The sequence below is a fragment of the Gluconacetobacter tumulicola genome (assembly GCF_014174215.1).
In the GTDB taxonomy this organism is placed as follows: Bacteria; Pseudomonadota; Alphaproteobacteria; order Acetobacterales; family Acetobacteraceae; genus Gluconacetobacter; species Gluconacetobacter tumulicola.
Genome location: NZ_JABEQL010000006.1, coordinates 184,418 through 207,170, shown reverse-complemented (window position 1 = coordinate 207,170; position 22,753 = coordinate 184,418). Strand labels below are relative to the sequence as shown.

General features: G+C 66.8%; 20 protein-coding genes, 2 tRNA genes and 1 pseudogene. 12 read left to right on the top strand and 11 right to left on the bottom strand.

Annotated elements, in window-relative coordinates:
- Positions 1 to 172: 172 nt before the first annotated feature.
- The 4 genes and pseudogenes from HLH29_RS06920 to HLH29_RS06905 form a co-directional block, all read right to left on the bottom strand.
- Positions 173 to 483, bottom strand: a pseudogene (locus HLH29_RS06920) (transposase); the annotation flags it as partial.
- A 75-nt stretch (positions 484 to 558) separates the two neighbouring features.
- Positions 559 to 5,106: a glutamate synthase large subunit gene (gene gltB / locus HLH29_RS06915; RefSeq protein WP_182965203.1), complete on the bottom strand. Its 4,548-nt coding sequence runs from the start codon at positions 5,104 to 5,106 to the stop codon at positions 559 to 561.
- A 5-nt stretch (positions 5,107 to 5,111) separates the two neighbouring features.
- A complete protein-coding gene (locus HLH29_RS06910) occupies positions 5,112 to 6,566 on the bottom strand; it encodes an NAD(P)-dependent oxidoreductase (RefSeq protein WP_182965202.1) in 1,455 nt (484 codons plus the stop codon).
- A gap of 205 nt (positions 6,567 to 6,771) precedes the next feature.
- Positions 6,772 to 7,692 carry a complex I NDUFA9 subunit family protein gene (locus tag HLH29_RS06905; protein WP_182965201.1) on the bottom strand — a complete coding sequence of 307 codons (921 nt, stop codon included), beginning with the start codon at positions 7,690 to 7,692 and terminating at the stop codon, positions 6,772 to 6,774.
- 236 nt (positions 7,693 to 7,928) lie between these two features.
- Between HLH29_RS06905 and HLH29_RS06900 the strand changes: the two genes are divergently transcribed.
- The 9 genes from HLH29_RS06900 to hpf all read left to right on the top strand — a co-directional run bounded on the left by HLH29_RS06900 (position 7,929) and on the right by hpf (position 14,810).
- A tRNA-Leu gene (locus HLH29_RS06900) sits at positions 7,929 to 8,015 on the top strand.
- Between the two features lie 192 nt (positions 8,016 to 8,207).
- Positions 8,208 to 8,294 (top strand) — tRNA-Leu (locus tag HLH29_RS06895).
- Between the two features lie 215 nt (positions 8,295 to 8,509).
- Positions 8,510 to 9,139, top strand: a complete 630-nt coding sequence (locus HLH29_RS06890; protein ID WP_182965200.1) for a ribonuclease D — start codon at positions 8,510 to 8,512, stop codon at positions 9,137 to 9,139.
- 70 nt (positions 9,140 to 9,209) lie between these two features.
- Positions 9,210 to 10,259, top strand: a complete 1,050-nt coding sequence (locus tag HLH29_RS06885; RefSeq protein ID WP_182965199.1) for a KpsF/GutQ family sugar-phosphate isomerase — start codon at positions 9,210 to 9,212, stop codon at positions 10,257 to 10,259.
- The gene (lptC, locus tag HLH29_RS06880; protein ID WP_182965198.1) at positions 10,256 to 11,035 is read left to right on the top strand and encodes an LPS export ABC transporter periplasmic protein LptC; all 780 of its coding nucleotides are present in this window, start codon (positions 10,256 to 10,258) and stop codon (positions 11,033 to 11,035) included. Before HLH29_RS06885 ends, lptC begins: the two co-directional genes overlap by 4 nt.
- On the top strand, positions 11,032 to 11,997 hold the full coding sequence (locus HLH29_RS06875; RefSeq protein WP_182965197.1) for an LptA/OstA family protein: 966 nt from the start codon (positions 11,032 to 11,034) through the stop codon (positions 11,995 to 11,997). Before lptC ends, HLH29_RS06875 begins: the two co-directional genes overlap by 4 nt.
- Complete coding sequence (lptB, locus tag HLH29_RS06870; RefSeq protein ID WP_246373878.1) at positions 11,994 to 12,785, top strand: LPS export ABC transporter ATP-binding protein; 792 nt, start codon at positions 11,994 to 11,996, stop codon at positions 12,783 to 12,785. Before HLH29_RS06875 ends, lptB begins: the two co-directional genes overlap by 4 nt.
- Positions 12,786 to 12,794: 9 nt before the next feature.
- Positions 12,795 to 14,129: an RNA polymerase factor sigma-54 gene (rpoN, locus tag HLH29_RS06865; protein WP_182965196.1), complete on the top strand. Its 1,335-nt coding sequence runs from the start codon at positions 12,795 to 12,797 to the stop codon at positions 14,127 to 14,129.
- A gap of 87 nt (positions 14,130 to 14,216) precedes the next feature.
- On the top strand, positions 14,217 to 14,810 hold the full coding sequence (hpf, locus tag HLH29_RS06860; protein ID WP_182965195.1) for a ribosome hibernation-promoting factor, HPF/YfiA family: 594 nt from the start codon (positions 14,217 to 14,219) through the stop codon (positions 14,808 to 14,810).
- 72 nt (positions 14,811 to 14,882) lie between these two features.
- Here hpf and HLH29_RS06855 read toward each other — a convergent pair whose 3' ends face one another.
- Together HLH29_RS06855 and HLH29_RS06850 are read right to left on the bottom strand one after the other, a co-directional pair.
- Positions 14,883 to 15,143, bottom strand: a complete 261-nt coding sequence (locus HLH29_RS06855; RefSeq protein ID WP_182965194.1) for a DUF1150 family protein — start codon at positions 15,141 to 15,143, stop codon at positions 14,883 to 14,885.
- 123 nt (positions 15,144 to 15,266) lie between these two features.
- Positions 15,267 to 15,755 (bottom strand): Hsp20 family protein, encoded by a 489-nt coding sequence (locus tag HLH29_RS06850; protein WP_182965193.1) that lies wholly within the window; start codon positions 15,753 to 15,755, stop codon positions 15,267 to 15,269.
- 177 nt (positions 15,756 to 15,932) lie between these two features.
- Between HLH29_RS06850 and def the strand changes: the two genes are divergently transcribed.
- From def to truA, 3 genes are all read left to right on the top strand, one after another.
- On the top strand, positions 15,933 to 16,472 hold the full coding sequence (gene def, locus HLH29_RS06845; RefSeq protein WP_182965221.1) for a peptide deformylase: 540 nt from the start codon (positions 15,933 to 15,935) through the stop codon (positions 16,470 to 16,472).
- A gap of 66 nt (positions 16,473 to 16,538) precedes the next feature.
- Positions 16,539 to 17,456, top strand: coding sequence for a methionyl-tRNA formyltransferase (fmt, locus tag HLH29_RS06840; protein WP_182965192.1), 918 nt, complete (start codon positions 16,539 to 16,541; stop codon positions 17,454 to 17,456).
- A gap of 32 nt (positions 17,457 to 17,488) precedes the next feature.
- A complete protein-coding gene (truA, locus tag HLH29_RS06835) occupies positions 17,489 to 18,271 on the top strand; it encodes a tRNA pseudouridine(38-40) synthase TruA (protein ID WP_182965220.1) in 783 nt (260 codons plus the stop codon).
- Positions 18,272 to 18,343: 72 nt separating this feature from the next.
- On the opposite strand, the gene HLH29_RS06830 is transcribed toward truA, so the two are convergent.
- The 5 genes from HLH29_RS06830 to yihA all read right to left on the bottom strand — a co-directional run bounded on the left by HLH29_RS06830 (position 18,344) and on the right by yihA (position 22,752).
- Positions 18,344 to 18,982, bottom strand: coding sequence for a hypothetical protein (locus HLH29_RS06830; protein WP_182965191.1), 639 nt, complete (start codon positions 18,980 to 18,982; stop codon positions 18,344 to 18,346).
- On the bottom strand, positions 18,979 to 20,124 hold the full coding sequence (gene dapE / locus HLH29_RS06825; protein ID WP_182965190.1) for a succinyl-diaminopimelate desuccinylase: 1,146 nt from the start codon (positions 20,122 to 20,124) through the stop codon (positions 18,979 to 18,981). Before dapE ends, HLH29_RS06830 begins: the two co-directional genes overlap by 4 nt.
- 11 nt (positions 20,125 to 20,135) lie before the next feature.
- Entirely contained in the window at positions 20,136 to 20,981 is an 846-nt protein-coding gene (gene dapD / locus HLH29_RS06820) for a 2,3,4,5-tetrahydropyridine-2,6-dicarboxylate N-succinyltransferase (protein WP_182965189.1), read from the bottom strand.
- Positions 20,982 to 21,107: 126 nt separating this feature from the next.
- The gene (argB, locus tag HLH29_RS06815) at positions 21,108 to 22,037 is read right to left on the bottom strand and encodes an acetylglutamate kinase (RefSeq protein WP_174787987.1); all 930 of its coding nucleotides are present in this window, start codon (positions 22,035 to 22,037) and stop codon (positions 21,108 to 21,110) included.
- A gap of 28 nt (positions 22,038 to 22,065) precedes the next feature.
- Complete coding sequence (yihA, locus tag HLH29_RS06810; RefSeq protein ID WP_182965188.1) at positions 22,066 to 22,752, bottom strand: ribosome biogenesis GTP-binding protein YihA/YsxC; 687 nt, start codon at positions 22,750 to 22,752, stop codon at positions 22,066 to 22,068.
- Between the last annotated feature and the right edge of the window lies 1 nt (position 22,753).

Sequence of the window (22,753 nt, the reverse complement as noted above, 5' to 3'; positions counted from 1 at the left end):
GCTTTCTTCATATCGCCCAGAAGGGCGTCCGCGTCCGACATAGTGCGGACCACGCGACCAGCCAGAACCTGGTCCAGAACATCGTCAGGGATCACCGGCTTCTTGCGTCGGACCCATGATGCTTCTCCTTCCTCAGCATCACACCAAACACACGAAATTCAGGATAGGCCCTCATTTGCCGCCTCTGATCACGCCCAACCGAACAGAGGCATCGCGCAAAAAATCACGTTCCACCAGCAATTGGCCGATCTTCGCATGCAGCTTCTCCACGTCGGCCGGGCTGACTGTCGCTTCCGGTGCTACCTTGCCAGAAAAGATGCTCGCCATGCCCTCGATCGCCTGACGCTTCCATTGGGCGATCATCGTCTGATGCACGCCGTACGTCGACGCCAGTTCCGCCAGCGTCTGCTCACCCCGGATCGCCTCCAGCGCGACCCGCAACTTGAACTCACCCGAATACGGTTTCTGCGTAACCTTACCCATAAACCCGCCCTCTCTCAGGTCGGATTATGGCTTATCGCCCTGTCCGAAAAACGGGGTCTACCTCTCTAATGTTCTCTATGCACTACGCACGACTTCGGTCACCTGATTGTACCCGATCACCTTCGCATATTCGCGCGGCACCAACTGCCAGAAGCGCGGCAGGATATTCTCCCACTTGTGCAGCATCAGCGCGGCAAAGCGGCTGTGCGTCTCCCGCGCATGGGTCTCCACCAGCCCACGCAGCACACCCTCCCATTTCGGGTCAGCCACACGGTTCCACAGCAGCGTATCGGGATTGATCCGCTGCTCGAACGTGCCGTTCTCGTCATAGACGAAGGCCATGCCACCGGTGAAACCCGCGCCGAAATTGTCGCCCGCCTCACCCAGAATCACCACGGTGCCGCCCGTCATGTATTCGCAACCGTTCGACCCGCAGCCTTCCACCACCGCCGTAGCGCCGGAATTGCGCACCGCAAAGCGCTCGCCCGCCTGGCCGGCGGCATAGAGCGCTCCCGCCGTCGCGCCATACAGCACCGTGTTGCCGATAATGGCGTTCTCGTTCGACACCAGGTTCGACGACGGCGACTGCCGCACCACAATGGTCGCGCCCGACAGGCCCTTGCCGACATAATCGTTGGCGTCGCCCAGCACTTCCAGCTTCAGCCCCTGGACCGCGAACGCCCCCAGCGACTGGCCGGCCGAACCGCGCAGACGCACCGTCAGATGCCCCGGCGCCAGCTTCGTCATGCCGAACTGCCGCACGATCAGCGAGGAAATGCGCGTGCCGATCGCCCGGTGCGTGTTCTGCACGTTGTAGTGCAACTGCATCTTCTCGCCATGGTCGAACAGCGGCCGAGCGTCGGCGATCATCTGCGCGTCCAGCGTCTCCGGTACCTCATTGCGTCCTTCCCGGGTGCAATAGCGGGCATGCGGCCCCGGATCGGCCTGCGCCAGCAGCGAATTGAGGTCCAGATCGTCCAGATAATCCGCGCCGCGCGACACCTGCTTCAGCAGGTCGGTCCGCCCGATGATCTCGTTCAGCGACGAGAAGCCGAGTGACGCCAGAATGTTGCGCACATCCTCGGCGATGAACGAGAACAGGTTGATCACCTTCTCCGGCGAGCCCTCGAACTTGGCGCGCAGCGCCTCGTCCTGGGTGCAGACCCCGACCGGGCAGGTGTTGGAATGGCACTGCCGCACCATGATGCAGCCCATGGCGACTAGGCTGGCGGTACCGATGCCGAATTCCTCGGCCCCCAGCATCGCCGCGATCACCACGTCGCGCCCGGTCTTCAGCCCGCCATCGGTGCGCAGCTTCACCCGGTGGCGCAGCCGGTTCAGCATCAGCACCTGATGCGCTTCCGCCAGCCCCAGCTCCCACGGCAGGCCGGCATATTTGACCGAACTCTGCGGGCTGGCGCCGGTGCCGCCACTATGGCCGGAAATCAGGATCGCATCGGCCTTGGCCTTGGCCACGCCGGCGGCGATGGTGCCGATGCCCGACCGCGCGACCAGCTTCACCGTCACCGTGGCTTCGGGATTGATCTGCTTCAGGTCGTAGATAAGCTGCGCCAGATCCTCGATCGAATAGATGTCATGATGCGGCGGCGGCGAAATCAGCGTCACCCCCGGCGTCGCATGCCGCAGCTTCGCGATCAGCCCCGTCACCTTGAAGCCCGGCAACTGGCCACCCTCGCCGGGCTTGGCGCCCTGCGCCATCTTGATCTCGATCTCGCGGCAATCATTCAGATATTGCGCCGTGACCCCGAAGCGGCCCGAGGCGATCTGCTTGATGGCCGAAGACGCATTGTCCCCATTCGGGCGCGGCTTGGCGCGCGACGGGTCCTCGCCCCCCTCGCCCGAATCCGACTTCGCGCCGATCCGGTTCATGGCGATCGACAGGGTCTCATGCGCCTCCGGGCTCAGCGCCCCCAGCGAGATCCCCGGCGCGATCAGCCGCTTGCGCAGCTGGGTGATGCTTTCGACCGCCTCGACGGGGATCGGCGTCCGCCCACCCCGAAAATCCAGCAGGTCGCGCAGCGCCACCGGCGGCTGGCGCCGCACCGCGTCGGCATAGCGGCGATAGATCGTGAAACTGTCGGTCGCCACCGCCGTCTGCAGCATATGGATCAGATTGCCGTCGAACGCATGGACCTCGCCATGGCGACGCATCTTGTACTGCCCACCCACCGGCAGCGCGATCACCGTCTGGTCCCACGCGGTCCGATGGAAGCTCATCACGTTGGTCGCGATGCCCGACAGGCCGATGCCCGAGATGCGCGAAGGCATGCCGGGGAAGAATTCCGCCGTCAGCGCCCGCGACAGCCCGATCGCCTCGAAATTATACCCGCCGCGATAGGCCGACACGATCGAGATGCCCATCTTGGACATCACTTTCAGCAGCCCCTTGTCCACCGCCTTGCGATAGCGTTCCACCGCCTCGCGCAGCGAGATATCGCCGAACAGGCCGCGCCGCAGCCGGTCGGCAATGCTTTCCTGCGCCAGATAGGGGTTGATGCTGGTCGCCCCGACCCCGATCGTCACCGCGATGGCATGCACGTCCAGCGCCTCGGCCGACCGCACGTTCAGCGAGGTAAAGGTCCGCAGCGACTGGCGGACCAGATGCGTATGCACCGCCGCCGTGGCCAGGATCATCGGGATATAGGCCCGGTCGGCCGACTGCCCCTGATCGGTCAGGAACAGATGGGTGCAGCCCTCGCGCACCCGGTCCTCTGCCTCGCGCCGAATACGCGCGATCGCCTCGCGCAGCCCCGCCTCGCCCTCCGCCGCCGGAAAGGTGCAGTCGATCACGAAGCCGCTGTCGCCGCAGAAACTGCGCAGCGCCTCGAATTCGCCGCTCGTCAGCACCGGGCTGGGCAGTTGCAGCAGGTCGCACTGGACCTCGGTTTCCTCCAGGATGTTGCCCAGATTGCCCAGACGGGTCAGCAGGCTCATCACCCGCGTCTCGCGCAGACTGTCGATCGGCGGGTTGGTCACCTGGCTGAACGCCTGCCGGAAATAATGCGCCAGCCCCCGATAGCGCGAGGACAGCACCGCCAGCGGCGCGTCGTCACCCATCGAGCCGATGGCCTCGGCGGCGGTCTCGACCATCGGATGCAGGATGGTCTCCAGCTCCTCCAGGGTCGTACCGACCGCCAGCTGCCGGCGGCGCAGCTCATCCCGGCCGAACAGCACCGGCTCCTGCACGTCGGCCCGCACTACCGAGCCGATCTTCTGGATGTTCTTCACCCAGGCGCCGAAATCCCGGCGCCCGGCCAGCAGGTCCAGCAGCGCCTCGTGGCCGTAGAGCTTCGCCTCCTGCAGGTCGAGGCCGATCATCTGCCCCGGCCCAAGCCGCCCGCGCCGCACGATGTCGGTCTCGGCAACCTTCACCATGCCGGTTTCCGAGCCCACGATCAGCAGCCCGTCCGCCGTCACGGTATAGCGCAGGGGGCGCAGGCCGCTGCGGTCCAGCCCGGCCACAACCCAGCGCCCATCGGTGGCGCACAGCGCCGCCGGCCCGTCCCACGGCTCCATCACCGCATTGCAATAGGCGTACAGATCCTGGTGCTTCTGCGGCATGCCCGAATTGCCGCCGACACTGGCCGGCACCATCAGCGCCTTGACCATCGGCGCGTCGCGCCCGGCAAAGGTCAGCAGCTCGAACACATTGTCCAGCATCGCGGTATCGGACCCCGCGGCCTGCACCACGGGCTTCAGATCCTCCATCACCGGGTCCAGCAACGGATCGGCCAGGCGCGTCTCGTGGCTTTTCATCCAGTTGACGTTGCCCGAGATCGTGTTGATCTCGCCGTTATGCGCCAGCCGGCGGAAAGGCTGCGCCAACTTCCAGGTCGGGAAGGTGTTGGTCGAATAGCGCTGGTGATAGATCGCAAAGCGACTGATGAAGCGCGGGTCGAGCAGGTCGGGATAGAAATCCGTCAGGTTCTCGGCCAGGAACATGCCCTTGTAGATCACCGACCGGCAGGACATCGAGCAGATATACAGGTCCAGCGAGTTGGCCTGGGCACTCTTCTCGATCCGGCGGCGGATCACATACAGGTCGCGCTCGAATTCTTCCTCGTTCCGCCCCGGCAGGTTGCGGATCATGATCTGCTCGATCTCGGGCCGGGTGGCATTGGCCTTCTCACCGATGCACGACGTGTCGATCGGCACCTGCCGCCAGCCATAGATGCCATACCCGAAGGCCAGGATCTCCGTCTCGATGATCTGGCGGCAGCGTTCCTGCGCCGCCAGATCCGTCTTGGGCAGGAAAACCATGCCGACGGCGATCTGCGTGTCCACGCAGCCCTCGCCACCGCTATGGATCGCCTCGGCAAAGAAATCCTGCGGAATTTCCAGATGGATGCCCGCGCCATCCCCGGTCTTGCCGTCGGCATCGACCGCGCCGCGATGCCACAGGGCCTTCAGGGCGGCGATACCGGCATTGACCACCTCGCGCCGCTTGCGTCCGTCCAGCGAGGCGATCAGGCCCACACCACAGGCGTCGCGCTCCTGCGTGGCGTCGTACAGCCCGGCAATCGCCTGCGCATTCTCATGCCACTCGGCCACGAACTCCTGGCCGGCATCCCGCGATCCGTGATCCTGGGTCAACTGGTCCATGTCCGTCACTCCGCCGCCTGGGCGCACTGGGCCGCCCGGTTTTCCAGCCAGCGATGCATCTGCGCCGCCGCATCCCGTCCATCGCGAATGGCCCACACCACCAGGCTGGCCCCGCGCACGATATCGCCCGCCGCGAACACGCCCGGCAGGCTGGTCATGAAGCTCTCATGGTCGACCCGCAGCGTGCCCCAGCGCGACACGGCCAGGTCCGGCTGCCCCCACAGGGTCGGCAGCGGCTCGGGGTCGAAACCCAGCGCCTTGATCACCAGATCGGCTTCCAGCACGAAGCCACTGTCCTCGACCGGCTCGACCGACTGGCGGCCACTGGCATCGGGCATGCCCAGCTTCATGCGCACCGCGCGTACGCCGCTGACGCTGCCATCTCCAAGGAACGCCTCGGGCGCCGCCAGCCAGACGAAGGACACACCTTCCTCCTCGGCGTTCTTCACCTCGCGGATCGAGCCGGGCATGTTCGCGCGGTCGCGGCGATAGAGGCATTTGACCGATTTCGCACCCTGGCGGATGGCGGTGCGCACGCAATCCATCGCCGTGTCGCCACCGCCGATCACCACCACCGACTTGCCGACGGCATTCAGCGCCGCGCTCTCGTCCGGGGCAAACGCGTCGCCCAGCGACAGCCGGTTGGACATCGTCAGATAATCCAGTGCCTTGACGATACCCCCCAGCCCCGCACCCGGCCCACCGATATCGCGCGACTTGTAAACACCCGTCGCGATCAGCACCGCATCATGGCGGGCGCGCAGGGTCGCGAAAGAGAGCGTGCCGTCCCCGTCGCCATCCGTGATGTCCACCCCCAGATGGAACCGAACCCCCGATTCCTCCAGATAGAGGTGACGGCGGGCAACGATGTCCTTCTCCAGCTTGAAGCCGGGAATGCCATAGATCATCAGGCCGCCGATCCGGTCGTACCGGTCATAGACATGCACCTGATAACCCTGCTGGCGGAACTGCATCGCGGCGGCCAGGCCACCGGGGCCGGCACCGACGATGCCGATCGAGGTCTCGCGCTCGACCGGCGGCCGGATCGGCTCCACCCAGCCTTTGGCGAAGGCAGTATCGGTAATGAAGCGTTCGACCGCGCCGATGGTGACGCTCTCGAACCCCTTCTCGATCACGCAATTGCCCTCGCACAACCGGTCCTGAGGGCAGATGCGGCCGCAGATCTCGGGGAAATTGTTGGTGGCGGAAGACAGCGCGTACGCTTCCTCCAGCCGCCCCTCGGCCGTCATCTTCAGCCAGTCGGGGATATTGTTGCCCAGCGGGCAATGGACCGAGCAGAACGGCACGCCACACTGCGAGCAGCGGCTGGCCTGCTGTTCCGCCTTTTCCACTGCGAACGCGCGATAGATCTCGTCGAAATCGCCATTCCGCTCCGCGGCCGGCCGCTTGTCGGGCTGGCTCTGCGGCACGGAGACGAATTTCAGCATGTGCTCGACCATCGGTCCCCCCTGGATAACGCCCGACCGTCACCTGCGGTGCGTGTTGTTGGCGGAACACCTACGACAGACATATCTCCCATAAAAGACAGCATCACTGCCATTTATGACAAAAAGGCCAATCGAGAACCATCAGGGCGAACGGGCCACTGGGTCACATTGGTCCGCTTCGGACCAATTGACCATATAATGCGTTGAGCTGGCTTGTTTATGTAATTTTATATCTAGCCAGATAGGATGGGACAATCATTTCCATCGACGCCGGCTGAATGCCCAGCTGCTGCAGGCCCGGCGCCCCATCCGCCGCCACATTGTCGCTCGACAGCATCGCCAGCTGGTCCCGCGTCAGCATCTTTCCGGGCAGGCGCTCCAGCCACATGGCCTGCCACCAGGCCAGGGCGGGCGGCACCGCAACCACCAGCCGGCGGCGCCCCACCGCCGCCACGACCAGGCGCGCGATCTCCTCCATCGTCCGAATCGCCGGCCCACCGAACTCGAAGATCGTCCCCGCATACCCGCCTGCCAGAAGCCGCCGGATTCCCTCGGCCACATCGGCAACATAAACCGGCTGCAGGCGCGTCCGCGCGCCATAGACCGGGACGATCGGGCTGAACCGCGCCAGCGTGGCGAACAGGTTGGTAAAATGGTCCTCCGCCCCGAAGAGGATGGACGGCCGCACGATCGTCGCCTCGGGCATCGCGCGCAGCACCGCGTCCTCTCCGGCCGCCTTGCTGCGGCCATAGGCGGAGCGGCTGTCCGGCGACGCCCCGATGGCCGAGACATGCACCAGTTGCGCCACCCCCGCCGAAGCCGCCAGACGCGCGACGGCCGCCGCGCCCTCAACATGCACCGCCTGAAACGTCGCCCGCCCGCGCTCGGCCAGGATGCCGACCAGGTTCACCACGACCCGCGCCCCCTCAACGACCGGCACGAGCGATTCGGGATTCAGAATCGAGGCCCCCAGCGGCACGATCTGCCCCACATCGCCCAGCGGGCGCAGTGACGCCGCCCGATCGGCGCGGCGCGCGGCCACGCGCACCACATACCCGTCCTCCGCCAGGCGCCGGACCACATGCCGCCCCAGGAAGCCCGAGCCGCCGATTACCGCCGCCACTTTTCGCGTCGTCATGTCCATCCCCCGAATATGGGGTCGGCCGCCATGCGCAAGGAGCCTGCCCACGCGCGGAATCCCGCCCCTCATCCTGTTTTTTCACACATGTAGCACAACGCCCATCCCGCTCGGCCGAACACACCTCGTCGCCGCGCGCATGCAATAAAAGCGACACGAATCGTCCAGCCCGTGTTGACCGCCCCCGAAGGGCAGAGTAAACGCCCCTCACCACCCCGGAAACGGGGGCCTTCTAAGCCCAGATGGCGGAATTGGTAGACGCGCAGGTTTCAGGTACCTGTGGCCGCAAGGTCGTGGAAGTTCGAGTCTTCTTCTGGGCACCATCTCTCCCAAATGCTGAAAAATCAGTTCGCTGGCAGGCGCCCGACAGTGTCGGAGCGCCCTTTCGGCATGGCGTCTCCCAACGCATTGCACATCCTGTCATTTCTCATGCGGAATATGTGAAGGGCGCCGTTGACCACCCTGTTGTTTCCGAGTAAATCCCCCTCACCACCCCGGAAACGGGGGCCTTCTGAGCCCAGATGGCGGAATTGGTAGACGCGCAGGTTTCAGGTACCTGTGGCCGCAAGGTCGTGGAAGTTCGAGTCTTCTTCTGGGCACCATTTTTTCAGCCGTATCAGATATCGCCCGCAAGGGCGGCCCCGGGCGGCTGGTCGGCACCCCCTCGCGCATTGGCGCTTCCGATATTATATGTCCGTCACCGCCCCCGACATCCGGTCATGACGGCATGTTGGCGCGGTCGCGCGTGTTGCGGGTTGGAACTCATGGGCCGTTCTTTCATTTTCCGTCGTCACGCCTGCAATGCGGGGACTTACGCATGATCGCCACCACGCCTTCGATCCTCCTGCATCGCGGCGATCTGCCGGCCGACATCACCTTCCACGGCCCCATCGCGGTCGATACCGAGGCCATGGGGCTCAAGCCGCATCGCGACCGCCTGTGCCTGGTGCAGATCTCCGCCGGCGACGGCTCGGCGCATCTGGTGCAGATCCTGCCCGGTACGCCCAGCCCCAACCTCGCCCGGCTGATGGCCGATCCTGCCATTACCAAGCTGATGCATTTCGCGCGTTTCGACGTGGGAATCCTCCAGCACACGCTGGGAATCACCGTCGCACCCGTCATCTGCACCAAGATCGCCTCCAAGCTGGTGCGCACCTTCACCGACCGTCACGGCCTGGCCCAGCTCTGCCGCGAACTGCTGGGGGTCGACCTCAGCAAGCAGCAGCAGACATCCGACTGGGGCGCGCCGGAGCTGACGGCGGAACAGCAGGCCTATGCCGCGTCGGACGTGCTGCACCTGCACGCGCTCTGGGCAAAGCTGGAAGCCCTTCTCCACCGCGAGGGAAGGCGCGACCTGGCCCAGGCATGCTACGATTTTCTGCCCGCCCGCGCGCGGCTGGACCTGCTGGGATACGAAGAACCGGACATCTTCGCCCACCGGGCATGATGCCCTCTTCCTCCGCGCGGTCCATCGTTCCGTTTGACCTGGACCACCGCCATGGCGATACACGGCTGGCATGACCCAATCCGCCCATCCCGCAGGTGACAGTTCCGACTCCAGCCCGGCCGATGCCGATATCTCGGCGGCATGCCGGGTGCTGGCGCGCGAGACCGACGGGCTGATACAGATGGCGGCCGCCCTGCGCGCACCCGCGCGCGCTGGCGACGGCACCCCGCCCCTCGGCGAAGCCTTCACGCGCACGATCGCAGCCTTCTCGGCGCTCACGGGGCGCGTCGTCGTCACCGGCATCGGCAAGTCCGGGCAGATCGGCCGCAAAATCCAGTCGACCCTGGCCTCGACGGGCACGCCCTCGGTCTTCGTCCATCCCTCCGAGGCCTCGCATGGCGATCTGGGGATGCTCCAGCCGGGCGATGCGGTGCTGGCGCTCTCCAATTCGGGCGAAACGGCGGAACTGGCCGATATCGTGGCCCACGCGCGGCGGTACGGGCTGTTGCTGGTGGCCATCACCACCCGCGCCGAATCCACTCTGGCGCGCGCGGCCGACATCCCCCTGATCATCCCCGATGCGCCCGAGGCCTGCCCGATGGGCCTCGCCCCGACCACCTCTTCCATGATGCAACTGGCGCTGGGCGACGCGCTGGCGGTGGTCCTGCTGGAGCGGCGCGGATTCTCGGCGACCGAATTCGGCATCTTCCATCCCGGCGGGCGGCTGGGCACCCGGCTGCGCCGCGTCGCGGACCTGATGCATCGCGGCGGCGTCATGCCGCTGGGCACGCCGGACAGCTCCCTGCGACAGGTCATCATGGAGATGACGCGCAAGGCATTCGGCTGCATGGGCGTGATCGGCACCGACGGAAGGCTGTGCGGGCTGATCACCGACGGCGACCTGCGCCGCGTCCTGGACCGCGACCTGGACCGCACCCGCGCGGCCGACATCATGAACACCTCCCCGCTGACGACCGAGCCCGACATGCTGGCGGCCGAGGCGCTGCGGCTGATGAACGCCCGCGCCCGCCCGATCACCAGCCTGTTCGTGCTGGATGGCGAGGGGCTTCCCGTCGGCATCCTCCATGTCCATGACCTGCTGCGCGCGGGCGTGGCATGAGCAGCGGCCCGCCTCCCAATGGCGACACCCCCCCCCGGCGCGAGGATTTCGCCCGCTCCGCCGACCAGGTGGCGCGGCAGCGGTCGCTGCTGCATCAGGATACGTCCCGCCTCCGCCGGGTACTCCGGCCGGGCGATATCGCCCGCCGCCAGCGCCTGGTCCGCTGGGCCAAGTGGGCGCTGCCGGCGGCCGCCCTGCTGCTGCTGGGCTCGATCGCGCTGTGGCCGGCCCTCGACCGGCTGATCAACATGCAGCGCGGCGCCCTGCGCGAGATGGAAAACCTGCACGTCACCAGCGGCAACATGCTCGGCGCCGTCTATCGGGGACTGGACGAGCACGACCGGCCGTTCATGATCACCGCCGACCAGGCCCAGCAGATCAGCCAGGACCGCATCAATCTCACCCGGCCGGCCGCCGACACGCTGACGCAGGGCGGAGACTGGATGATGGTCAGCGCGGTCCAGGGCGTGTATCTGCAACATGAACAATTGCTGGACCTGACGCAGGACGTGGCACTCTACCGCGAAGACGGCGTCATCCTCACCGGGGTCACGGCAGACATGGACCTCAGGCAGGGGATCATCGCCTCCGATCAATGGGTGCATGCCGAAGGTCCGTTCGGCATGCTGGACGCCCAGGGTGTCCTGCTGTCCCAGCATGAGGGGATCGCCCAGTTCCGCGGCCCGGGGCGGCTGATCCTGAACGATGACGCCCATGCCGGCCCGGCCGGCCACCCTTCCGCCCCCCACGCTTCCCAGACGGAGCCCAGTCGATGACCGCCCCCGCAAAGGCCGCCTCCGCGTTCCTGCTCCTTGGCGCCGCGGCCTGCCTCTCACTTCCGGGCGGCGCGCGCGGCCAGGCCATCGACCTGTCGCATGGCGGTCAGATCAACGTCACGGCGGCCGGCGGGTTCGACTGGGACCAGAAGACCCAGACCGTCACCGCCTATGACAAGGCCCAGGCCACCCGCGGCAACGTCACCGTGACCGCCGACCGCCTGATCGCCTTCTATCGCAAGAAAGCCGCCGGATCACCGGCACCGGCCACGCCCCCCTCGCCCCCCGCCGACGGCTCCCAGAGTAACGAGGCGGGATCGGGCGCGAACGAGGTCTATCGCCTGAACGCGCTGGGGCACGTCCACATCTTCACCGACACCGACCAGGCCTGGGGCGATAAGGCCGTCTACGATATCGACCAGGCGGTCATGGTCCTGACCGGCAAGGGGCTGAAGCTGACCACGCCGCAGGACGTCCTGACGGCCCGGGATTCGATGGAATATTATTCCCAGACCCGCATGTCGGTCGGCAGGGGCGACGCCACCGTCACCACCAATGACGGGCGGCAGATCCGCGCCGACGTGCTGGTCGGATACAGCGCACCGACCCAGCCCGCCGCAAAATCCACCGCCCAGCCCGCCCCGCAACCGGCCGGACAGGGCGGAGACCCATTGACCAGTTCGGGGAAGCTGGAAAAAGTGAACGCGTTCGGCCATGTTTTCGTCCGCACGCAGACCGAAACCGTGACCGGCGACCGCGGCGTGTATGTTCCCGACACCGGGATCGCGCGGATCGTCGGCAACGTGCATATCACGCGGGGCCAGAACCAGATCAGCGGAGCCGCGGCAATCGTGAACATGCATACCGGGATCGCCACGATGACCGAACGTCCGGGCGGACGGGTCAGCGGCCTGATGGTCCCCAACGAGGCCAATCCCCCCCCTGCCGGAACCCACCCATGAACGACATCCCCTACGCGCTGTCCGACGAGGCGAAGAATGCCGCCCTGTACGCGTCCGGCGGCGCCCTCAGCGGACTGATCGCCAGCGGGATCGGCAAGTCCTACAAGAAGCGGCCGGTGGTCCGGAACGTATCGCTCCAGGTCAATCGCGGCGAGGCGGTCGGCCTCCTGGGCCCCAACGGCGCGGGCAAGACCACCAGCTTCTACATGATCGTGGGGCTGGTCCAGCCCGACAGCGGGTCGATCACCCTGGACGGCACCGACATCACCCGCCTGCCGATGTACCGCCGCGCCCGGCTGGGCATCGGCTACCTGCCGCAGGAAGCCAGCATCTTCCGCGGCCTGAACGTCGAACAGAACATCATGGCGGCGCTGGAAGTCGTGGAATCCGATCCCGACCGGCGGGAGGAGATGCTGACCGGCCTGCTGGGCGAATTCGGGATTTCCCACCTGCGCCGCTCGCCGTCGCTGGCCCTGTCGGGCGGCGAGCGGCGACGGCTGGAAATCGCCCGCGCCCTTGCCAGCCAGCCCCATTACATCCTGCTGGACGAACCCCTGGCGGGCATCGACCCGATCGCGGTGGGCGAGATCCGCGACCTGGTCTCGCACCTCAAGGATCGCGGCATCGGCGTGCTGATCACCGACCATAACGTCCGCGAGACGCTGGAAGTCATCGACCGCGCCTATATCATGCATAGCGGCCAGGTGTTGATGGAAGGCCGCCCCGAGGAGATCGTCGCCAACGAAGACGTACGGCGCGTCTATCTTGGAGAAAATTTCTCCCTCTGACCGCCCGTCATGACGATCGGACCCAAGCTTGCCCTCCGGCAGGCCCAATCCCTGGTCATGACGCCACAACTCCGCCAGGCGATCCTGCTGCTGCAACTCTCCAATCTCGACACCTGGTCGGTGATCGAGCAGGAGATGGAGCGCAATCCCCTGCTGGAGCCCGCCGAGCCATCCGGCGCGCCACGCCACCCCGCTCCCTCTCCGGCCCCGACCCGGCACGGCAGCGCGCGGTATGATCCACCCGACGGCATGGCCGGTCCCCCACCCCCGCTGCACGAACGGCTGGCCGAGCAGGTCAGGCTGTCGCCCTTCGATGCGGGCGAACGGCAGATCGCCGCCCACCTGATCACCCTGCTGGATGCCGACGGCCGCATGACCACGCCGTCCGCGGATATCGCCCGCGTGCTGGGCACCGACACCACCCGGGTGGAGAGGGTGCGCCTCGCGATGATGCAGTTCGAACCGACCGGCCTGTTCGCCCACGATCTGGGCGAATGCCTGGCCGCCCAGTTGCGCGAACGCAACCGGCTGGACCCGGCCATGGCCATGCTGCTGCGGCACCTGGACCTGCTGGCCCGGCGCGACCTGCGCCGGCTGCAGACCCTGTGCGGCGTCGACCAGGACGATCTGGCCGCCATGATCACCGAAATCCGGGCCCTGTCACCCCGCCCGGCCCTGGATGCGATGGCGGGCGCCCCCTGCATCATCGTGCCGGACGTCCTGATGCTGCCGACCCCGGATCATGACTGGATCATCGAGCTCAATCCCGACACGATGCCACGGGTGATCGTGAATTCGGCGCTGACCACAGGGACCACGCTCCGCCTGCGCGACGCCGACCGCCCCTTCATGACCGAGCGCCTGGCCAGCGCCAACTGGCTGGTCCGCGCGCTCCAGCAGCGGGCCGAGACGATCATCCGCGTCGCCACCGCCATCATGCGCCGCCAGAGCGGCTTCCTGGCCCACGGCGTCGGGCATCTGCGGCCGCTGGTGCTGCGCGACATCGCCGAGGCGGTCGGCCTGCACGAAAGCACCGTCAGCCGGGTGACGGCGAACAAATACATCGCCACGCCCCGCGGACTGTTCGAGCTGAAATATTTCTTCACCACGGCCATTCCCGGCCGCACCGGCGGCTCGGATCACAGCGCCGAAGCCGTCCGTCACCGCATCAAGCTGCTGATTTCGCAGGAATCCAGACACGAGATCCTGTCCGACGATGCAATCGTGAACGAATTAATAAAGGAAGGAATAGACATCTCGCGCCGAACCGTGGCCAAATACCGGGATGCGCTGAGGATACCCAATTCGGTGCAGAGAAAACGGGAAAAGGCTTTCGAGGCCTGACGCCACGCCTGGCGGAATGAGCATTATGGACCGCCGGCCTGGTTCCGTCCGGTTTCGGACGCTCCTCTATGCAAGGGGTGATGTCACATGCAGATCAGTGTCGCTGGCAAACAGATCGACCTCTCGGACGCCCTGAAACACCGGGTTACAGGGCATCTCGATCGCCTTGCCGACAAATATTTCGATCGCGCCCTGGAAGCCCAGGTCACGTTCAGCCGCGCGCGATCCTTCTTTACCTGTGATATCAATCTTCACGCTGCGCGGGGCCTCACCTTGCGGGGCGAGGGCGAAGGCACCGACGCCCATGGCGCGTTCGACGACGCCGCCGAACATATGGCCCGGCGCCTCCGCCGCTATCGCGAGCGGGTCAACGACCATATCCGCACCCTCCCCCGCCGCAAATCGCCCGAGATGGGGCGCAGCTACATCCTCCGCCCGGCCGACGACACCGAGCGGGCGCAGAACGGCGCGGCACGAGAGGCCGTCACCCGCACCTACGCCACCATCATCGCCGAACGCACGGCCGAAATCGCCACGCTCAGCGTCAGCGAGGCCGTGATGCGCCTCGATCTCGCAGCCTCCACCCTGCTGATGTTCCGCAACAGCATCAGCGAGCAGATCAACGTCATCTACCGTCGGCAGGACGGCAATATCGGCTGGCTGGACCCGACTCCCGGCTGATACCGGGTCGCTTACCGCCGGGACGATCCCTTATCGTCCCGGCTGCATCCAGGCGGTAGATACTGGCTGCGTTCAGTGCAGCAGGGCAGGCACCATCTCGTGCTGCAGGATCGCCTCGATGGCCGTTTCCTGATCCTCGGTCAGGGCCATCGGGGTGCCGTCAGCCGCATGAATGGCGAACGCATCTTCCCCTTCGATGATCACGGGCTTGATATACGCAACCCGCGATACGCCCAGCGCCCGCATCTGGATATCCGTCAGATGACGGACATCGGCGATCGGCGTGTGGTCGGCCTGAAGGACGACCTGGCCTTTCTGTGTGGTAATTCTCATGATCCGATCCTCCATACGGACAATCCCCCATCATGCGGCGATCGTCCCGTTGGCCAACCCGCCCTGTCGTGTCCGGGCTGATGGCCATGTCGATAAGGATAGATGGCAAAAGCCGGGGCCGACTCAATCGTCCTCAAGCGCCCGCACGACACGCTGGGGGCGAACCTTGGGAAGGTCGATCTCGGTCGCTGCTCCGCCGGAACGCCCCTGCGTGATCTCGATCAGCTTCACGCGCACTTCCGGCTGCGGCCGCACCAGGTCGATATGCAGCAACCCGTTATCCAGCCACGCCCCGCTGACCTCGATTCCCTCGGCCAGCACGAACGCCTTCTGGAACTGGCGCGCGGCAATGCCGCGATGCAGGAAAACCCGCCCCTGCGTGTCGTCGGTCTGACGCCCACGAATGACAAGCTGATTGTCTTCCTGCGTGATCTGCAGGTCATCCATCACAAAGCCCGCCACCGCGAGCGTGATCCGGAGCGACGTGGCGTTCAGTTGTTCGATATTATACGGGGGATAGCCGTCGGCAGCCCCCTTCGACGCGCGTTCCAACATCTGTTCCAGATGGTCAAACCCCAGAAACATGGGGGATCCAAAAAGCCTACCCGACATCAAGGCCCCCTCAACCGAGCGAGACGATCACGCGGACCCGTCATCGGCGCCCGCGTGATCATGATATGGGACGCCCGGCCGGTTCCGCAAGGCCGCGCCCCGACTCCCGCGCAGCTCTCCCCCTTGACGCGCGCGTACCCACTGGCGCGCGCGCGCCAGGATCGCTACATCGCCCCTATGATCAGTCACGACGAAATCGCCGCCGCCACGCCCATGCCGATCCTGGTGGCGCCCCAGGCCATCCTGCGCCAGAAGACCCGCCTGGTCCGGCCCGAGGACGAGCCCACATTGCGCGACGCGCTGCCCCGCATGTTCGCCGCGATGTACCAGGCCCCGGGCATCGGCCTGGCCGCTCCGCAGGTCGGCATGGGCCTGCGCTTCGCCATCGTGGACCTGGGCGAGGAACGGCAGCGCGACCCGCTGGTCCTGATCAATCCCGAAGTGATCGCGGAATCGGAGACCCTGGTCTCGCGCGAGGAAGGCTGCCTGTCGCTGCCCAACCAGTATGCCGAGGTGATCCGCCCCCAGCAGGTGCGCATCCGCTACCGCACACTGGACGGCACCGAGCAGGAAATGGAAGCCGACGACCTGCTGGCCACCTGCATCCAGCACGAGATCGACCATCTGGAGGGCATCCTCTTCGTCGACCACCTCTCCACCCTGAAACGCAACATGATCATGCGGCGCCTCGCCAAGGAACAACGCCAGAAGCGCTAGAGACTGCTTTAACGTCGCTGTCACCCAAAGCCCTCTCCGAGACTTCCTTCCGGCTGGAGACCCCTCATGCGCCTGGCCTTCATGGGCACCCCGGATTTCGCGGTGCCCGCCCTGCTCGCCCTCCATGCGGCGGGGCATAAGATCGCCGCCGTCTACAGCCAGCCCCCCCGGCCGGCCGGGCGTGGCCAGTCGGTCCGCCTGTCGCCCGTCCACCAGGCCGCCGAGACCCTCGGCCTGCCGGTACGCACGCCCGCGCGCCTGCGCACCAATGAAGAAGAACACGCCTTCTTCCGCGCCCTGGAACTGGATGCCGCCGTGGTCGCCGCCTACGGGCTGATCCTCCCGACCGCCATGCTCGATGCCCCCCGCCTGGGATGCCTCAACATCCATGCCAGCCTGCTGCCCCGCTGGCGGGGCGCGGCCCCCATCCAGGCCGCGATCCTCGCCGGCGACAGCGAGAGCGGGGTGACGATCATGCGGATGGACGAAGGGCTGGATACCGGCGCCATGCTGCTGTCCGACCAGGTCGCGCTGACACCGTCCACCACCGCCACCGCGCTGCATGACGCCCTCGCCGCCATGGGCGCGCGCCTGATCGTCACGACCCTGGGCCAGCCCATCGGCCCCGGCCAGGCACAGCCCGAACAGGGCGTGACCTACGCCGCCCGCCTGATGCGCGAGGACGGGCGCATCGACTGGTCACGCGATGCCGCAGTACTCGACCGGCAGATCCGTGCCCTGACCCCCTGGCCCGGCACCTTCACCACCCTGGACAGCCAGGTGCTGAAGATCGGCGGCGCCACCCCTGCCCCGACACCCTGCGCCGCCGCACCGGGGACGGTCCTGGACGACGCGCTGACCGTGGCCTGCGGCCAGGGCGCATTGCGCATCACGCGCCTGCAACGGCCCGGCCGGGGCATGATGGACGCCGATTCCTTCCTGCGCGGCCAGTCCGTACGACGCGGGACGGTACTGGGATCGTGACCGCCGACACCCAGGCTGCGCCCTCGCCCACCATCGCGCGCTGGGCGGTCCGCATCGAATATGACGGCCGGCCCTTCGTCGGCTGGCAGCGTCAGATCACCGGCCTGTCCGTGCAACAGGTGCTCGAAGAAGCCGCCAGCCGGCTGGCCGCGGGCCGGATCGTCACCAGCATCACCGCCGGCCGCACCGATGCCGGCGTGCATGCGACCGGCCAGGTGGCCCATCTGGATTTCCCCGCAGAGACCAGACTGACGGCCTCCTCGGTCCGCGACGCCCTGAACTTCCACATGAAGCCGCACCCGGTCGCCGTCCTGCAGGCCGTGCCGGTCGATACGGAATGGAACGCCCGCTTTTCCGCCAACCGCCGGTCCTATCGCTACCGGATCGTAAACCGGCGCGGCCGCCTGGCCCTGGATGAAGGCCGCGTCTGGCTGGTCAAGCGCACACTGGACGCCGATGCCATGGCGCTCGCCGCCGGACACCTGCTGGGCCGGCACGATTTCACCTCGTTCCGCGCCAGCGCCTGCCAGGCAAAAAGCCCCCTGCGCACACTGGACCGGCTGACCGTCACCCGCCTGGGCGAGGACATCGTGATCGAGGCCGAGGCCCGCTCGTTCCTGCATCATCAGGTCCGCAACATGGTCGGCACGCTGAAACTGGTGGGCGAACGCACATGGTCCCCCGAACGCGTCGGCGAGGCCCTGCGCGCCTGCGACCGCCGCGCCGCCGGCCCCACCGCGCCGCCCGACGGGCTATACCTGACCGGCGTCGGCTACGACCCCGACCCGTTCAACACCGAATCTCTCCCGTCCTGAACGCCCCGCGTCACTGAATACGGATCACGCCCACGCCGTTCCCGATCGTGGTGTCGAACCGTGCCGACGGGCTTACCGGCCCCCATGCGCCGTGGGCAGCGCCAGGAAATCCTGCCACGGCGAATAATGCGGCGGCAGCACCGCCGAAATCCCGCTCAACGCCATGATGGCGGCCGCAATCGCCAGCAGCAGCAGCAACGCGCGCCCGGCCCCCAGTGCCAGCCCCACCCGCGCCACGAACCAGGTCAGCCAGAGATTATAGGCGAATATGATCCCGTTCAGGATCAACGCCGAATGCAGCAGGCTCATCCCGGCCGGCGTCAAGGTCGCCACCACCGCAACCGCCGCCAGCATCACGAACAGCACCAGCCAGTCACACCACAGGGCAGCCGCCATATAGCGCGGCCACAGGGCCTCGCGCCCCCACAGGCGCGCCAGCAGATGGGTCAGGACCACCGGCGTCAGGACCAGACAGAGCGAGAACAGGATCTTGGCGGCGCTCAGCGCCGTCGGCGCCTGTGCCACCGTCAGCACCCCGCCGACCATCCACAGGGCCACACGTGGCGCCAGCGCCGTCAGCACGGCGTCAGGCGTCGCGCCGAAACAGCTCATGCCCTCACGCCGGCCGCGCCCCAGCAGCATCATGCCCCGGAAGATGCCGGCGGGTGAGCCGGGCATCGGTCGAGGCGGTGCGCCGCGTCCCTGCGTCATCCCATCAGCCTTTCGATAAACGCCGCGTAGATATCGGTCAGCGCCCGCAGGTCGGCGACCGAGACATGCTCATTCACCTTGTGCATGCTGGCACCGACCAGGCCGAATTCGGCGACCGGGCAATAGCGGCTGATAAACCGCGCATCCGACGTACCGCCCCCCGTGTCCAGCCGGGGCTGGCGCCCCGTCACCTCCTCCACGGCCTCGACCAGCATGCCCAGTTGCGGGGTCGGCGGAGTCAGGAACGCTTCGCCGCTGACACGGATATCGATCTCCGCCCCCGGCGCGCGGGCCCGGACGGTCTCGGTGATCCAGTGCGCCAGATCCTTGCCTGTATGCCGGTCGTTGAAACGGATATTCAGACGGGCCGATGCCCGGCCCGGAATGACGTTGGTGGCGTCATTGCCCACATCGACACTGGTCACCTGCACGCTCGACGGCTCGAACCATTCCGATCCCTTGTCCAGCGGGTGCGCCGTCAGGTCCGACAGGATCGCCATCAGGCGATGGATCGGGTTATCGGCCCGCTGGGGATAGGCCACGTGCCCCTGGACGCCATGGACGACGATGCGCGCATTCAGGCTGCCGCGCCGACCGATCTTGATGACATCGCCCATATGGTCGGGATTCGTCGGCTCACCGACGACGCAGAAATCGGGAATTTGGCCATTGGCGGCCATCCATTCCAGCACCTTCACGGTGCCGTAGGTCGCCGGGCCTTCCTCGTCGCCGGTAATCAGCAGGCTGATCGAGCCGTTCAGCGGGCGGCCGCCCCCCAGATACCGCGCCACCGCGCTGACAAAGGCCGCGATGCCGCCCTTCATGTCGCAGGCGCCGCGCCCATACAGCACGTCGCTCCGCACGGCGGCGTCGAACGGGCCGCTGGTCCATCCCTCGCTGCCCGGCGGCACCACGTCGGTATGGCCGGCGAAGCACAGATGCGGGCCCGATATGCCCAGCCGGGCAAACAGGTTGGGCGTCCGCTCCGCACCATCGCCGAACGGCAGGTCGATGACATCGAAACCCAGGCGGCGCAGCGCATCGCCCAGAACGCCGATCGCCCCGCCGCTGTCGGGCGTGACGGACGGCGCGCGTATCAGCTCCTGCGCCAGCGACAGCGCATCGATCAGTTCCGGCTCCATCGCCGCGCCGATCAATCGCGCAGCAATTCGTTGATCGAGGTCTTGGCGCGCGTACGCTCATCGACACGCTTGACGATCACGGCACAGGCCAGCGACGGCAGCGGCGCACCATCGGCACCCGTCGGCTGGCGCGGCGGCAGCGTGCCCGGCACCACGACCGAATAGGCCGGAACACGCCCGACAAACACCTCGCCGGTCGCACGATCCACGATCTTGGTCGACGCACTCAGGAACACACCCATCGACAGGACGCTCCCACGCTCCACGATCACGCCCTCGGCCACCTCCGACCGCGCACCGATGAAGCAATCATCCTCGATGATCACCGGGGACGCCTGCAACGGCTCCAGCACGCCGCCAATCCCCACACCGCCGCTGATATGGCAGTTGCGCCCGATCTGCGCGCAGCTTCCGATCGTCACCCAGGTATCGACCATGGTGCCGCTCTCGACGCGCGCGCCGGCATTGACGAAGCTCGGCATCAGCACGACACCGGGCGCGACATAGGCCGAACGCCGGACGATGGCACCCGGCACGGCGCGGAACCCGGCCTGTGCGAAGCGCGCCTGGTCCCAGTCGGCGAATTTCAGCGGCACCTTGTCGAAGAACGGCGCGGGGGCCGCCTGCATGACCTCGCTGTCATTCAGCCGGAACGACAGCAGCACCGCCTTCTTCAGCCATTCATTGACCGCCCAGCCGGAATCGGACGGTGCAGCAACGCGCAGCGTGCCGGCATCCAGCCCGGCCAGCGCCTGCTCGACCGCCTCGCGGTCGGCACCGGTCGTGGCGGAGGAAAGGGTATCGCGCCGTTCCCACACCGCCTCGATATGGGTCCGAAGGGCGTGTTCGTCGTTCATGTCCTGCAATCCTCTGTCAGCACCGGCCCGGCCGGCGCCCGTTGTCGCCATGTGGCGGGACCATGCGAAGGAAGCCCCCGTCTGTCAACGCATCTTGCAATGCATCGCCATGGGCCCAGACGCGCCTCATTCGCCGCGAATCAGCGTGCCCGGACCGGCTTCGGTAAACAGTTCCAGCAGGCAGGCATGGGGTACCCGCCCGTCCAGGATCACCGCCGCCTTGGCCCCGGCACGAACCGCTTCCAGGCAGGTTTCGACCTTCGGAATCATCCCGCCGCTGATCATGCCGCTGGCAATGCCGCGCCGCGCCTCCTCGGCCGTCAGTTCCGGGATCAGTTCCCCGTTTTCGTCCAGCACGCCGGGCACGTCGGTCAGCATCAGCAGCCGCGTCGCATGCACGGCCCCGGCAATCGCGCCCGCCGCCGTGTCGGCATTGATATTGTAGGTCTCGCCCTTCTCGCCGATGCCGACGGGGGCCACGACTGGGATCAGCCCCGAGCCCGACAGGGCATAGAGCACGCGCGGGTCGATGCGCACCGGCTCACCCACAAAGCCCAGATCCAGCACCTGCTCGATCTGGCTGTCGGCATCGCGCACCGTACGGCGCAGGCGGCGCGCGGCAATCAGCCCGCCATCCTTGCCCGAAATACCCACGGCCAGCGCCCCGGCCTGGTTGATCAGCCCGGCCACCTGCTTGTTGACCTTGCCCGCCAGCACCATCTCGATCACGTCGACCATCGCCGCATCCGTGACCCGCAGCCCGTCGACGAAGGTCGAGGGAATCTGCAGCCGGTTCAGCATCGCGCTGATCTGCGGCCCGCCGCCATGGACGACCACGGGGTTGACCCCCACCAGCTTCAGCAGCGCGATATCGTGCCCGAACGCGTTGGACAGCGAATCATCGACCATGGCGTGGCCGCCATATTTGACCACGATCGTATCGCCGGCATAGCGACGCAGGAACGGCAGCGCCTGGGCCAGCACCGCGGCGCGCTCCTGGGCATCCTTCATGGTCTGGACGATATCGCCCGTTGTCTCGCTTGTCGGTTGGCTCATCGGGTCGTGCCCTGTCTCTCGCTCGTGATCAGGATAAAACCGTTTCGTCCGCCGGCGGCAGGGCCAGGCTGGTCAGTCCGGCACGCAGTTCGGGCATGCCAAGTCCATTCTCGCTGCTGGTCAGCAGGATCTGCGGATAGGCGGCGGGGTGCTGGCGCGCCAGATCGGCCACCTGGGCCCGCTTGGCCTCCAGCGGGCCAGGCTTAAGCGCATCGCACTTGGTCAGGACGATCTCGAACGTCACCGCGGCGCGGTCCAGCAGGCTCATGATCTCACGATCCGACGCCTTGATCTCGATCCGCGCATCCAGCAGCAGGATGACGCGCCGCAGGGTCGGCCGCCCGCGCAGATACGCGAACATCATGCCCTGCCAGTCTTCCTTCACGTCCTTCGCGGCCTTGGCAAAGCCATAGCCCGGCATGTCCACCAGCGTCAGCCGGCCGCCCAGGTCGAAGAAATTGAGCTGCTTGGTCCGCCCCGGCTCGGACGAGGCCCGGGCCAGCGCCTTGCGTCCGGTCAGCGCATTGATCAGGCTGGACTTGCCGACATTCGACCGCCCGGCGAAGGCGATCTCCGGCGCGCCGGGCGGCGGAAGCTGCTCCAGCTTCTGCGCCCCGAAGAAGAAGTCGCACGGTCCGGCGAACAGCAGCCGGCCCGCTTCGCGCAGGCGCTCCTCTTCCTCGGGCGAAGGCTGCGAGGTAACGAACTCCGACATC

Bases quoted from the DNA above. Each gene is read 5' to 3' on its own strand.
- gltB (WP_182965203.1), bottom strand. From the start codon at position 5,106: ATGGACCAGTTGACCCAGGATCACGGATCGCGGGATGCCGGCCAGGAG.
- HLH29_RS06910 (WP_182965202.1), bottom strand. From the start codon at position 6,566: ATGGTCGAGCACATGCTGAAATTCGTCTCCGTGCCGCAGAGCCAGCCC.
- HLH29_RS06905 (WP_182965201.1), bottom strand. From the start codon at position 7,692: ATGACGACGCGAAAAGTGGCGGCGGTAATCGGCGGCTCGGGCTTCCTG.
- HLH29_RS06890 (WP_182965200.1), top strand. From the start codon at position 8,510: ATGATCGCCACCACGCCTTCGATCCTCCTGCATCGCGGCGATCTGCCG.
- HLH29_RS06885 (WP_182965199.1), top strand. From the start codon at position 9,210: ATGACCCAATCCGCCCATCCCGCAGGTGACAGTTCCGACTCCAGCCCG.
- lptC (WP_182965198.1), top strand. From the start codon at position 10,256: ATGAGCAGCGGCCCGCCTCCCAATGGCGACACCCCCCCCCGGCGCGAG.
- HLH29_RS06875 (WP_182965197.1), top strand. From the start codon at position 11,032: ATGACCGCCCCCGCAAAGGCCGCCTCCGCGTTCCTGCTCCTTGGCGCC.
- lptB (WP_246373878.1), top strand. From the start codon at position 11,994: ATGAACGACATCCCCTACGCGCTGTCCGACGAGGCGAAGAATGCCGCC.
- rpoN (WP_182965196.1), top strand. From the start codon at position 12,795: ATGACGATCGGACCCAAGCTTGCCCTCCGGCAGGCCCAATCCCTGGTC.
- hpf (WP_182965195.1), top strand. From the start codon at position 14,217: ATGCAGATCAGTGTCGCTGGCAAACAGATCGACCTCTCGGACGCCCTG.
- HLH29_RS06855 (WP_182965194.1), bottom strand. From the start codon at position 15,143: ATGAGAATTACCACACAGAAAGGCCAGGTCGTCCTTCAGGCCGACCAC.
- HLH29_RS06850 (WP_182965193.1), bottom strand. From the start codon at position 15,755: ATGTCGGGTAGGCTTTTTGGATCCCCCATGTTTCTGGGGTTTGACCAT.
- def (WP_182965221.1), top strand. From the start codon at position 15,933: ATGATCAGTCACGACGAAATCGCCGCCGCCACGCCCATGCCGATCCTG.
- fmt (WP_182965192.1), top strand. From the start codon at position 16,539: ATGCGCCTGGCCTTCATGGGCACCCCGGATTTCGCGGTGCCCGCCCTG.
- HLH29_RS06830 (WP_182965191.1), bottom strand. From the start codon at position 18,982: ATGACGCAGGGACGCGGCGCACCGCCTCGACCGATGCCCGGCTCACCC.
- dapE (WP_182965190.1), bottom strand. From the start codon at position 20,124: ATGGAGCCGGAACTGATCGATGCGCTGTCGCTGGCGCAGGAGCTGATA.
- dapD (WP_182965189.1), bottom strand. From the start codon at position 20,981: ATGAACGACGAACACGCCCTTCGGACCCATATCGAGGCGGTGTGGGAA.
- argB (WP_174787987.1), bottom strand. From the start codon at position 22,037: ATGAGCCAACCGACAAGCGAGACAACGGGCGATATCGTCCAGACCATG.
- yihA (WP_182965188.1), bottom strand. From the start codon at position 22,752: ATGTCGGAGTTCGTTACCTCGCAGCCTTCGCCCGAGGAAGAGGAGCGC.